The organism is Bacillus sp. iso_77 (assembly GCF_056173625.1).
Genome location: NZ_CM149683.1, coordinates 2,392,148 through 2,404,797 on the forward strand (window position 1 = coordinate 2,392,148; position 12,650 = coordinate 2,404,797).

Consider the following 12,650-nt stretch of genomic DNA (forward strand, 5'->3'; position numbering starts at 1 on the left):
ACTCGATCAATCTCAACACCCTCAGGAGAGCCGCTTGCCGGCTCCTCTATTGATTAGGAAGGAAGTGAACTGATTGCTGCGGTTTTCCATTTTAACTGAGAACTTCCATCTTTATTTAGAAGGGTTTAAATATACGATTGGTGCAAGTGTCATTGCGTTGATTGGAAGCTTTTTCATCGGTACACTCATTGCCATTATGAGAATTGCGCCACTAAGGCCGCTCAACTGGTTAGGGACGGCTTACGTGGAATTTATTCGGAATATTCCGTTATTATTGATCACCTTTGTGTTCTTTTTTGGTTTACCGGTACTTGGCATTGTGGCAGATGGCTTTACAGCAGGAACCATTGCCCTCTCCATTTATACGTCTGCTTTTATCGCTGAAGCCATTCGTGCAGGTATACAAGCTGTACCGCTTGGACAAATGGAAGCAGCTAGAGCTTCTGGTCTGTCATATAGCGGAACGATGCGATATATTATTCTGCCGCAAGCAATCAAAATTGTCATTCCACCACTTGGGAATCAATTTATCAACCTTGTGAAAAACTCGTCTATTTTAGGTGTCATTGCAGGGTTTGATCTGATGTACCAAGGAGACCTTATCGCTTCGAGAACGTTTGTGACATTTGATGTATACATCTTTGTTGCCATGTTCTATCTTCTATTGACCATTCCGCTTAGTCTAGGCGTTGGTTATTTAGAAAAAAGATTAGCCCGAAGCCACTAGAAAGGAGGAAAACACAATGGATTTTATAGGTGCCTACCAGCCCGATCATCTCGCCTTTTTACTTGAAGGATTTGCTGTCACCTTAAAAGTGGCTTTTATCTCCATCATTTTAAGCTTTATCATCGGATTAGTCGTTGGCACATTGAGGTTCGCACAAATCCCTATTTTATCAAAGGTGCTTGCGGTCATTGTTGAAACCGTTCGGAACCTGCCGCTTTTGCTGATCATCTTTTTTACGTATTTCGCCCTGCCTGAAATCGGCATTAAGCTAAGCATTACAGCCTCTGCCATTGCGGCTTTAACCGTGTTTGAATCTGCCATGCTGTCAGAAATTATTCGCAGCGGATTAAAATCAATTGATAAAGGACAAATCGAAGCGGCCAGATCCTCTGGTTTAACCTATATACAAACATTAAAAATGATTATCATGCCACAGGCATTACGCCGAATGGTCCCGCCGATTGTCAGTCAATTTATTTCTCTTTTAAAAGATACATCGCTTGCCGTTGTGATTGCCCTTCCAGAACTATTGCATCACGCGCAGATTTTAAATGGTCAAAGCCAATCTTATTTACTTCCTATTTTCCTCTTGGCGGCCATGATGTATTTTGTTGTGAACTTCAGCTTGTCTATACTTGCACGGAGATTAGAGTACAGGCAGGCATAAAAAAAGGACATCCGCTCATGGTGGATGTCCCTTTTTGTTTAAAGCATTCGCATAACTCGTTTTCTCATCTTTTTCATATCCCGCTTAGATGGCATATCATATCGACTTGCAAAGTGATATGCGAGTGCACCTGCACCAAGCGTTAATAGTGAAGAAGTCATTTTGCCCATTCGAAATTCCCCCTTAACACTTATAGTTGAATTGAACGTTCATCGTCACTAAACAGGTCGTCTAAACTGCTTAGTGTACCGTCTTCCTCCACTTGGTGAGTAGATATTTTGCCTTTTGACAGTGTCAATTCAATAAAACAGCCCCAGCAATAATATTGATTGACCCCAATTTTTCCGATGTCTTTACATTTGCAATTTGGGCAAATGAGCATACTCAGCACCTCTTTACGTTCGGTTTAGAACAAGTGCTTCTTTTTGAATATCCATCAAGGTTCCGGCAGCATGCAGCTGCTTTCGAATCCCTGATAGCTCTGTAAAGAAGCCGTCCGAGAGTTCATATGCTACGATTGTGCCCGAATTTGTACAAAAGTATACATCTTCCAAAACACCTAATGTTTCACCATCTGGCGTACGGATCATTTTCTTTTTTAATTTCGAAAAGAAGAAGGATGGGGCGGAGGTATCTATCTCGATGCCCTTCTGGCAGCTCACATATAGACCTTTGTCTGTCAGTTTGTCGCCAGCTGAGAATGGAATGAAAGCACAGTCTTTCTTTTTCCCATCTAAAACATATCCCCCGCAGCTGCCGCCGGCTAAAAAGCAAATATCTTTGATCGCCCCAAGTGAATGAGACAGCTCGTCTGTATAGATCGTCAGTCCTTCAAGCTCTCGACATGTTCTCAAAATGTGATCAACCACCTTTTCGGAACAGTCTTATCGTGTGCGTTTCCTCTATGACTCATACGAAGAAATGGCTTCCATGAAGGAAGCCATTTACTCTTGCATAAAATCAAACGGGGTGATTCCCTCCATGCCAATATTGGCATCGTGTACGCTGAAAGGAAGTTCTTTTTGGAGGGCTGCTAGCTCAGCGTCCATGATTTCTTCCGTTTCAGTAAGACGCATGGTTAAAGATGTTTGTCTGAGGGAGTCTTCATTATTTTTCACGCCCCACTCTAATGCTGATTCCTCACCGCACAAAATTAAAAACTTTTTACTTCGTGTTATGGCCGTGTAAAGCAAATTTCTTCGAAGCATTCGATAATAACTTCTCACGACTGGCAGCACCACGATTGGGAATTCACTGCCCTGGGATTTATGAATCGAGCAACAATAAGCGTGTGTAAATTGATGAAAATCTTTTTTCGTAAACGTGATTTCGTTTCCATCAAAGGAGATGACCGCCATATCTTCTTTTTCCGTGTTTTCTTTCGCATAAAAGATCGAGACAATTTCGCCAATATCACCGTTAAAAATATTGTTCTCCGGCTGATTCACAAGCTGAAGCACTTTATCACCGGTCCGGTACACCACATCACCAAACGGGATTTCTCTGCCCTTTGGTTTTTTAGGATTCAAAATGTGCTGCAGCATTTTATTGAGCTCATTAATGCCTGCTTTTCCTTTATACATGGGCGCAAGTACCTGAATGTCTTTAGCTGAATAGCCTTTTTGAGCAGCATTGCTGACGACTTTCTCAATGACTTCTTTCATTTGATCAGCTGAGCATTTTATAAAGGATCGGTCTTTTGAACGTGCAGTAATATCTTTTGGCAGGACGCCATTTTTCATATCATGCGCAAGCTCAACAATTGTTGAACCGTCTGCCTGCCGGTAAATATCAGTTAGTGTAACTGCCGGTATAGCTTGTGACGCAAGCAGGTCTCTTAACACTTGACCAGGTCCGACAGATGGAAGTTGATGTTCGTCTCCAACCATAATGACTTGAATATGATCTGGGATCGCCTTAAACAAATGGTTCGCCAGCCAAATATCCAGCATACTCGATTCATCAATGATGACAAGTTTTCCTTCAATCGGCTGGTCTTCATCATGTGAGAAGCCTTCTGATCCATTCCAGCCTAGCAGCCGGTGAATGGTCACAGCAGGAAGTCCAGTGGATTCTGTCATTCGTTTCGCAGCACGTCCAGTTGGTGCGGCAAGCACGAACGGAAATGCTTCATCTTTTTTATAATCACCCGGGTCAAGAGATACGCCGTGAAGATCGCTATAAAGCTCGACAATCCCTTTAATGACCGTCGTTTTCCCTGTACCCGGTCCGCCTGTTAAAAGCAGCATTGGAGACATGAGTGCCTTTTGAATGGCTTCTTTTTGGGTTGGTGCATACTGGACACCAAGCCGTTCCTCCAGTTCACCGAGTGCAAGCAGAAATTCTGATTCAGGAAATTGATCTGCATATTCCGTTTGAGCGACAATTTTTTGAATGCGTTTTGCCACACTTTGCTCCGCATAAAAGAGCGACGGATGATAACAGCGCTCATCTTCAATAATCATTTCTTTCCCTTCACCAAGTGCAATGATCTGATTGGCAACGTCCATTTCAGTCACTTTGTAGTCATTGCCGGTTTGATTCAGCAGTTTACGGGTTTCGACGATCAGATCTTTCGTTTGTATGTACGTATGACCGTCCTGCAGGCTTGCTGTCTCAACGGTATACAAAAGGGCTGCACGAATGCGGTCTGGATCATTTCCAGATATCCCTGTTCTAGCGCCGAGTTCATCTGCTTTAATAAAGCCAATCCCCTCGACGTCTTTGACGAGCTGATAAGGGTTTTCTTCAATTTTCTGCAACGTTTCACTCTCGTATACTTGGTAAATCTTCATGCTAAGCTGAGGACCAAAACCATATTGATTCAGGCTAATCATGATTTGCTCAAGCCCTTGATGCTCTTGAAGAGCGGCAGCCAGCTTATCTGCCTTCTTTTTTGACAGGCGAGGGACGTCATACAACACAGACGGATCACGCATAATTTGATGAAGCGTCTGATTGCCAAGCTTGCCGACGATTTCTTCCGCCGTCTTTTTTCCAATCCCTTCAAACAAGTCACTAGAGAGATAATGAATGATGCCTTGCTTTGTTGTAGGGACTTCCTTTTGAAAATGAGTGGCTTGAAACTGCTCGCCAAACTTCGGATGACTTGTGACTTTGCCATAGAAGGTGTAGGTTTCATCCTCATGAAGTGCTGGGAAGTACCCTGTGACAGATGCTGTCTTTTCCTCTAAATTCTCTGATGTTTCAATGATTTTTACTTTTAACACCGAGTATAAATTACTTTCGTTATGGAAAATAACGGCTTGAACCGTCCCTTTTAAAAACGGTTCATCTTCAAGCTTCATTTGATCTGGATGTTCCTGCACAGGTCTTCCCTCCTTCCGGTTATTCTGCCTCTTGAATCAGCTTTTGCGCATGCAATGCAAGCATATGATCAGGCTGCACGTCAATGGCTTTTCCTAGCATTTCAAGCGCTTCGTCCTTTTTCTCTAAATACGCATACGCAACGCCTGCATTATAAAAGGCGTCTGCATGCTGCGGATCTCGCGTAATCACTTCAGTAAAGACTGCGACCGCTTCCTCCAGCAGATGTTCATTCGCTAAGCACATGCCAAATTGAAATCTTGCTTCGTTGTCTTCTTCGTTTAGCTCAACTGCACGCTGAAGATAAGGCATCGCAAGCTTTGGCTGCTCTAATTTCATCAGTGTCTGCCCTAACATATAAAACAAATCACTGTTTTCCATTCCAGCTTGTAGCGCTTGCTCAAAATAGTCTTTCGCTTTCATAAAGTCTTCTTTCATCGTGTAAACATTTCCTGCTCCGTAATAGGCTGCAGCTGCTGTATGATCAAGTTCAATGGCTTTTTGAAAGAAGTTCAAAGCACGTTCAAATTCATGAACACTTGAAAGTAAATTCGCAAAGTTGATATATGGAACCGGGTCCTTTGGGCTTTCTTCAATGGCTTTCGTAAAAGCTTCAGCTGCCTGTTCGATGTTCCCTTGATTTAAAGCTTCAATACCGATTTCGTTATGATTCATTCGCTCTCTTCATCCTTTCATTAAAAAACCTCAACAGCGACGTTGAGGTTTTTAACACATGTTACACATACGACAGCTTTTGGCCATCTTTAAAGACATCGTCAATGGTCCCGCCGCCAAGACATTCTTCGCCATCATAAAAAACAACAGCTTGTCCTGGAGTGACAGCACGAACGGGTTCATCAAAGATCACCATTGCTTCCTGCTCACCTGTCATTTTGACTTTTACATGATGGTCTTCTTGACGGTATCGGAATTTCGCTGTGCATGTGAGTTCACCGTTTTCGCCGACAATATGAGGACGCGTCCAGCTGATGTTAACAGCTGAAATACTTTCAGAGTATAAAAGCGGATTGTGGAAGCCTTGTTCAACAAATAAGATATTTTTCTCTAAGTCCTTCCCAACAACGAACCACGGATCACCGCTTCCGCCAATGCCAAGTCCTTGGCGTTGACCGATCGTGTAATACATGAGTCCATCATGTTCACCTTTTACTTCTCCGTCCATTGTCTGCATCACACCGGGCTGTGCAGGTAAATATTGGCTAAGGAACGTTTTAAAGTTTCTTTCCCCAATAAAGCAGATGCCCGTAGAATCTTTTTTCGTTGCTGTTGCGAGCTCTGCTTCTTTCGCTAATTCACGCACTCTTTTTTTCTCTAAATCGCCGATTGGGAACAACACTTTTTCAAGCTGTTCTTGAGTCAGCTGATTCAAGAAATAAGTTTGGTCTTTGTTTGTATCAAGACCTCTTAGCATTTTCACTTCATCGCCGGTTCTGTCGACACGGGCATAGTGGCCTGTTGCCAAATAATCCGCTCCAAGCGACAATGCATGCTCAAGAAATGCTTTGAACTTAATTTCTTTATTACACATGACATCTGGATTCGGCGTTCTGCCTGCTTTATATTCATCAAGAAAATATTGAAACACTTTGTCCCAATACTGTTTCTCGAAATTCACTGCATAATATGGGATTCCAATCTGGTTACAAACACGAATGACATCCTCATAGTCCTCCGTTGCTGTACATACACCATTTTCATCTGTGTCATCCCAGTTTTTCATAAATATGCCGATCACATCATAGCCTTGCTCCTTTAACATGAGCGCAGCAACTGATGAATCGACGCCTCCGGACATACCGACCACAACTCTTGTGTCTTCAGGTCTTTTTGTCATCTTCATCAACTCCAATTTCAATGAAACAACGTGCGCGTTTCGTTCTTCAGGTGCCTAGCTGTTTCATTTTTCACACACGAACAAAAGGAAGCATTTATTTGGCTAGGCGTTTCACGACAGCCGCTATCTTATGCGCCGCCTGCTTCACATGTTCCTCTTCATTTCCAAGACCGAAGCTTATTCTGACTGAGGATGTCAGCTCTTTTGCTTCTTCACCATACATGGCGCTTAATACGTGCGAAGGAAGGACAGATCCAGCCGTACATGCTGACCCGCTTGAAACAGCAATCCCTTCCATATCTAAGTTCACAAGTAACGATTCAATGGAAACGCCCGGGAAGTGGACATTTAAAATATGCGGCAATGTCTCTTTCGGATGTCCATTGATAGAGAAATTGAGTGATTCCTCTTCGAATACTTGCAGCATCGCTTCTTTGAGCTTACCATAATGCACTGCTTTTTCTCTTCTATTTTGCTTTGTTAATTGAACTGCTTCTGCAAGTCCAATGATTCCCGCTACATTTTCAGTGCCAGCACGGCGTTTTCTCTCTTGTTCTCCTCCGAATAGCTGCGGTGAAAGTTTTACACGCTCATTCACGTATAAAAAGCCTGTTCCCATCGGGCCATTTAGTTTATGACCGGACGCAGATAAGAGGTCGATATGAAGTTCTGTGACATCAATTGATATTGTCCCAAATGCCTGTACTGCGTCTGTATGAAAATAAGCAGTGTGTTCGTGTAAAAGTTGACCAATTTCTTTAATTGGCTGAATCACACCCGTTTCATTATTGCCATACATGATGGTCACAAGAATTGTATCGTCTCTTAGTGCTTGTTTTAATTGATCAAGATGAATCAATCCAGTGTGATCCACATCTAAATACGTCACATCAAAACCAAGCTTCTCTAAGCGTTCGCATGTATGCAGCACTGCATGATGCTCAGTTTTTGTTGTGATGATATGTTTTCCTTCATGCTGCCTTGCCATTGCCACACCTGTAATGGCCAAGTTGTCTGCCTCTGTTCCTCCGCTTGTGAGGATGATCTCCTGCTGCTTACAGTGTAATTCTCCTGCAATGACTTCCCTTGCTTCATCGAGCCACTTTCTTGCCTCGCGCCCATATGAATGAATACTAGAGGGATTGCCAAATATCTCTGTAAAGTAAGGCATCATCTTGTCCACAATTCGCTGATCCATCGGCGTTGTGGCTGCATGATCTAAATAGATACGTTCCATTTCCGGTACACCTCTGATCTAAATATAGAACATATACGCCTCTTGATCCTCGTCATCTTTATAGCTTGCCAAGTCTTCAAGAGTTGTATTGTCTAGTACGTCTTTTACTGCATCACGAATACGAATCCAAAGTGCACGCTTTGCTGGTTCTTCGTTTTCAATCACTTCAACAGGACTAATAGGTCCTTCTAATACACGAATAATATCACCGGCTGTAATCTCGTTTGGCTCATGGGCAAGCACATAGCCGCCATACGCTCCGCGGATACTTTTCACAAGACGTGCATTGCGAAGTGGTGATACAAGCTGCTCTAAATAATGCTCAGACAAATCATTGTTTTGAGCGATTGATTTTAATGATGTAGGGCCTTCGCCATGTTTTTTGGCTAATTCGATCATGATCGTCAGACCATATCTGCCTTTAGTAGAAATTTTCAAGTTAAACACCTCTGCGTTTTCTATTTCTATGTCATCAATTATTTTTCTGATTTCATATACGCTTATATAGACCAAAAGCAATTATATCATACTTTTAGCCAACTTTCATTTGCGGGTTCTGAGCTCAAAACGAGGACGCATCCCTTTTCTATTTGAAGAAATTTCGGTACTCTATACAAACAAGACATTGCTTTAGGAGAGATAATCATGAAACCTTTAGCGTATCGGATGCGCCCAAGTCATATTGGAGACATTATTGGGCAGGAGCATCTCGTTGGGGAAGGTCAAATTATTAGACGAATGGTCGAGGCGAAACATTTGTCCTCGATGATTTTATACGGACCGCCGGGAATCGGCAAAACATCCATTGCAACTGCAATCGCTGGCAGTACAAGCATTGCCTTCCGTACATTGAATGCGGTGATTCATAACAAAAAAGATATGGAAGCTGTCGCCGCTGAAGCGAAAATGAGTGGTCAGGTCATCTTGATTTTAGACGAAGTCCACAGACTCGATAAAGGGAAGCAGGATTTCCTTCTGCCGTATTTAGAAAATGGCATGATCATTTTAATTGGCGCGACAACAGCTAATCCGTATCATGCGATTAACCCAGCCATCCGCAGCCGGACACAAATATTTGAGCTGAAGCCGCTGGAAACAGAGCAAATTAAAGCTGCATTATCTCGAGCTTTACAGGATGAACATCGCGGGCTTGGCGGTTATTCGGTCAAAGTTGATGAGGAGGCAATGAATCATTTTGCAAATGGATGCGGAGGAGATGTGCGTTCCGCTTTAAATGCGCTTGAACTAGCCGTCTTATCGACAAAAGCGGATGAATCTGGACAGATCACGATCACTCTAGCTGCAGCAGAAGAATGTTTACAAAAAAAGAGCTTCTCGCATGATAAAAACGGTGATGCCCATTATGATGTCCTCTCGGCTTTTCAAAAATCCATTAGAGGATCTGACGCAGATGCTGCGCTTCATTACCTTGCAAGACTCATTGAAGCGGGAGACCTTGAAAGCATTTCGAGACGATTACTTGTGATGGCTTATGAAGATATTGGCCTAGCCAGTCCGCAGGCAGGGCCACGTGTGTTAAGCGCTATTCAAACAGCTGAGAGAGTTGGTTTTCCAGAAGCACGAATTCCACTCGCTAATGCCGTGATTGAACTGTGTCTTTCTCCAAAGTCAAACTCCGCTTACCAAGCGATTGATGCGGCACTGCATGATATTCGCACGGGGAAAATTGGTGAAGTTCCCGTTCATTTAAAAGACGCCCACTATAAAGGAGCAGCAGCACTTGGAAGGGGCGCCGATTACTTATATCCGCACGATTATGAAAATGGCTGGGTGAAGCAGCAATATTTACCTGATCCGCTGAAAAACAAACAATATTATGAACCAAAGCAAACTGGAAAATTTGAAGGTGCACTAAAGCAAGTGTATGAAAATTTAAGACGGCAAAAATAAAAACAGCCCCCTGCTCTAAGCAGGCGGGCTGTTTATTTATCTTTCACACGTGTAATCGGAATGTCTTTTAACAATTTCATAATGACATGACCACCCATGATCAGTCCAGCCACAGATGGAACAAACGCATTGGATGATGGCGGCATTTGTGCCTTACGAATTTTCGCTTCATCATTTCCAACTTCTTTTCTCACATCTTCACGAATGACAATCGGACTTTCATCAGAGAAAATAACTTCAATTCCCTTACGAATGCCTTCCTTCCGCAGGCGTGTTCTGACGACTTTCGCAATTGGGTCTGTATGTGTTTTCGAGATGTCATCAATTTTAAAGCGTGTCGGATCTGTTTTATTTGCAGCACCCATACTCGAAATAATGTTCACATCGCGTTTCAGGCACTCTTTCATTAAATGAATTTTATAATGAATTGTATCTGATGCATCAATGACATAATCAAGTGGATACTCAAAGAATTGTTCATATGTTTCTTCTGTATAGAACATTTTGAGCGCAACAACTTCACATTCTGGGTTGATGTCAGCAATTCTTGCCTGCATTAAGTCAACTTTAGGCTGCCCAACCGTTGATAGCAGAGCTGGCAGCTGCCGGTTTACATTTGTAATATCAATATCATCTTTATCAACAAGAACAATACGGCCAACACCTGAACGAGCAAGGGCTTCTACTGCAAAAGAACCTACGCCGCCTACTCCAAGCACTGCAACTGTACTGTTTTTTAATATATTTAAGCCTTCCTTGCCAATGGCAAGCTCGTTTCTTGAAAACTGATGTAACAAGTGCCTCACTCCACCTTTATTTAAAATGAATCGAAAGAATCATATCATATTCAGCGTTCTCCGTCATCCTTCTCAAATAGAAAAAAACACAAAAAAGTCCCGATCACGCCGCCAGCTTTTCCTTCGTTTTGAACCCCGCACCATGCAGGTGGGTGCTTTCTTCCTCACTTTATAAGTCCTCAGAAGAGGCATTTATGCAGAAAGGAAAGGCAAGCTCCCGTAGAAAAAAATGTTCGGTCAAAACTAGGTAACCACCGTACGTATCAGGACTTTATTTATTGGTTGATGAAAGCATATCATAGGCATGTCCCTTTTTCAAGCGTTTACATGCCTATAAACATGCGCCTATTTTACTGTTTTACTTTTGTTTTAATAGCCAAGCTCAGTTCATCTAGCTGCGCTGCGCTTACAGTGCCAGGAGCATCTGTGAGAACACAGCTTGCACTTGCCGTTTTCGGGAACGCAATGGTATCTCTTAGGTTAGATCGGCCGGCAAGCAGCATCACTAAGCGGTCAAGCCCAAGCGCAATTCCGCCGTGCGGAGGCACACCATGCTCAAATGCATCAAGAAGGAAGCCGAACTGATCGTACGCTTCTTCTTTAGAAAAGCCAAGTAAACCAAACATTTTCTCTTGAATGTCCTTTTCAAAAATACGAATAGAACCTCCGCCAAGCTCATAGCCGTTCAGCACAAGATCATACGCTTGAGCTTTCATATCTTCTGGACTTGTTTCAATTAATTCAAGATCATCCCGAACTGGCATTGTGAAAGGATGGTGGGCAGCATAGAAGCGGCCTTCTTCTTCATCTTTTTCAAGGAGCGGCCAGTCGACTACCCATAAGAAATTGAAGACAGACTCATCGATGAGTTTAAGCTCTTTGCCAAGTTTTAAACGAAGTGCGCCAAGCGCATCATGGACAACAGACGTTTTGTCAGCGACAAAAAGTAAAAGGTCTCCCTCTTCAACTTGAAGCTGTTCTTTTAATTCTGCTTGTTTTGACTCATCAAAGAATTTAGCGATTGGTCCTTTTAACTCTGTCCCTTCAGCTTTTAGCCAAGCAAGACCTTTTGCACCATAGTTCGCTGCAAATGCACCAAGTGCATCGATGTCTTTTCTTGAGTAGTTTGCTGCAGCCCCTTTGACATTAATCGCTTTGACAGCTCCGCCATTGTTTACAGCACCGCTGAAGACTTTGAAATCTGAGTCTTTTACCGTGTCTGAAATGTTGACAAGCTTCATGTCAAATCGGGTATCTGGCTTGTCAGAACCATAGGAATTCATCGCTTCATCGTACGTCATACGAGGTAATGGCAATGTCAGGTCAACACCTTTGACATCTTTCATCACCTTTGCCATCATCTCTTCAGCAAGCGTCATGATGTCTTCTTGGCTCATAAAGGACATTTCAATATCGACTTGTGTAAATTCCGGCTGACGGTCAGCACGCAAGTCTTCATCTCTAAAGCAACGAGCGATTTGATAGTAGCGGTCCATCCCAGACACCATGAGCAATTGCTTAAATAATTGCGGAGACTGCGGCAACGCATAGAATTCTCCTTCGTGTACACGGCTTGGCACAAGATAGTCACGCGCACCTTCTGGCGTACTTTTTGTTAAAATTGGCGTTTCAATGTCTAGAAAGCCGTGATCATCTAAGAAATGGCGGAATGCTTTTGTGACTTCATGTCGCATTTTCATCGTTTCAAACATCGCAGGACGGCGAAGATCTAGGTAGCGGTATTTTAAGCGCACATCTTCTGATACCTCATCTGCTTGATCAGAAATCACAAATGGAGGCGTCTTGGCTTCATTTAAAACAGTGACTGTGTCGACTTGAATTTCAATTTTGCCTGTTTTTAAATTTGGGTTGATCGTGGCTTCTTCTCTTGCGACCACTGTCCCTTTAATATCAAGGACATATTCATTCCGAATCGATTCTGCTGTCTCAAGAGCCTCTTTTGATTGGTCTGGATGAAAGACAACTTGCACAATGCCTGTGCGATCACGCAGATCAATAAAGATTAATCCGCCAAGGTCACGACGTTTTTGTACCCATCCTTTTAATACAACGGTTTGACCGATTTGGTCTTCTGTTACTTCTCCACAATAAAAAGTTCTACCAAACAC

13 protein-coding genes and 1 other RNA gene are annotated in these 12,650 nt (G+C 42.9%); 3 read left to right on the plus strand and 11 right to left on the minus strand.

The features are described 5' to 3' along the window. The first annotated feature begins 73 nt into the window (after positions 1-73). Together AC0VYC_RS12305 and AC0VYC_RS12310 are read left to right on the plus strand one after the other, a co-directional pair. On the plus strand, positions 74-727 hold the full coding sequence (locus AC0VYC_RS12305) for an amino acid ABC transporter permease (RefSeq protein ID WP_268363284.1): 654 nt from the start codon (positions 74-76) through the stop codon (positions 725-727). A gap of 16 nt (positions 728-743) precedes the next feature. Then, positions 744-1,394, plus strand: coding sequence for an amino acid ABC transporter permease (locus tag AC0VYC_RS12310; RefSeq protein WP_008342693.1), 651 nt, complete (start codon positions 744-746; stop codon positions 1,392-1,394). A 38-nt stretch (positions 1,395-1,432) separates the two neighbouring features. Here AC0VYC_RS12310 and AC0VYC_RS12315 read toward each other — a convergent pair whose 3' ends face one another. The 8 genes from AC0VYC_RS12315 to cymR form a co-directional block, all read right to left on the minus strand. Further along, positions 1,433-1,564, minus strand: coding sequence for a YrzQ family protein (locus AC0VYC_RS12315; RefSeq protein WP_008342695.1), 132 nt, complete (start codon positions 1,562-1,564; stop codon positions 1,433-1,435). A gap of 20 nt (positions 1,565-1,584) precedes the next feature. Next, the gene (locus AC0VYC_RS12320) at positions 1,585-1,776 is read right to left on the minus strand and encodes a hypothetical protein (RefSeq protein WP_003216308.1); all 192 of its coding nucleotides are present in this window, start codon (positions 1,774-1,776) and stop codon (positions 1,585-1,587) included. A 13-nt stretch (positions 1,777-1,789) separates the two neighbouring features. Beyond that, complete coding sequence (locus tag AC0VYC_RS12325; protein ID WP_340959296.1) at positions 1,790-2,248, minus strand: PRC-barrel domain-containing protein; 459 nt, start codon at positions 2,246-2,248, stop codon at positions 1,790-1,792. Between the two features lie 90 nt (positions 2,249-2,338). Further along, on the minus strand, positions 2,339-4,723 hold the full coding sequence (recD2, locus tag AC0VYC_RS12330; RefSeq protein ID WP_475388564.1) for an SF1B family DNA helicase RecD2: 2,385 nt from the start codon (positions 4,721-4,723) through the stop codon (positions 2,339-2,341). 19 nt (positions 4,724-4,742) lie between these two features. Beyond that, positions 4,743-5,396 carry a tetratricopeptide repeat protein gene (locus tag AC0VYC_RS12335; protein ID WP_008342707.1) on the minus strand — a complete coding sequence of 218 codons (654 nt, stop codon included), beginning with the start codon at positions 5,394-5,396 and terminating at the stop codon, positions 4,743-4,745. Between the two features lie 61 nt (positions 5,397-5,457). After that, entirely contained in the window at positions 5,458-6,576 is a 1,119-nt protein-coding gene (gene mnmA, locus AC0VYC_RS12340) for a tRNA 2-thiouridine(34) synthase MnmA (RefSeq protein WP_041506814.1), read from the minus strand. Positions 6,577-6,670: 94 nt separating this feature from the next. Further along, positions 6,671-7,813, minus strand: coding sequence for a cysteine desulfurase family protein (locus AC0VYC_RS12345; RefSeq protein WP_008342711.1), 1,143 nt, complete (start codon positions 7,811-7,813; stop codon positions 6,671-6,673). Between the two features lie 18 nt (positions 7,814-7,831). Next, positions 7,832-8,251, minus strand: a complete 420-nt coding sequence (gene cymR, locus AC0VYC_RS12350) for a cysteine metabolism transcriptional regulator CymR (protein WP_008342713.1) — start codon at positions 8,249-8,251, stop codon at positions 7,832-7,834. Between the two features lie 207 nt (positions 8,252-8,458). Here cymR and AC0VYC_RS12355 point away from each other — a divergent pair, with 207 nt between their 5' ends. Beyond that, a complete protein-coding gene (locus AC0VYC_RS12355) occupies positions 8,459-9,724 on the plus strand; it encodes a replication-associated recombination protein A (protein WP_047946496.1) in 1,266 nt (421 codons plus the stop codon). Positions 9,725-9,756: 32 nt separating this feature from the next. Here the strand turns inward: AC0VYC_RS12355 and AC0VYC_RS12360 are convergent, their stop codons facing one another. The 3 genes from AC0VYC_RS12360 to aspS all read right to left on the minus strand — a co-directional run bounded on the left by AC0VYC_RS12360 (position 9,757) and on the right by aspS (position 12,650). Continuing rightward, positions 9,757-10,521, minus strand: a complete 765-nt coding sequence (locus tag AC0VYC_RS12360; protein ID WP_008342718.1) for a tRNA threonylcarbamoyladenosine dehydratase — start codon at positions 10,519-10,521, stop codon at positions 9,757-9,759. Between the two features lie 92 nt (positions 10,522-10,613). Further along, a non-coding RNA gene (gene ssrS, locus AC0VYC_RS12365) (6S RNA) lies at positions 10,614-10,794 on the minus strand. 77 nt (positions 10,795-10,871) lie between these two features. Beyond that, positions 10,872-12,650, minus strand: coding sequence for an aspartate--tRNA ligase (aspS, locus tag AC0VYC_RS12370; protein ID WP_026050119.1), 1,779 nt, complete (start codon positions 12,648-12,650; stop codon positions 10,872-10,874).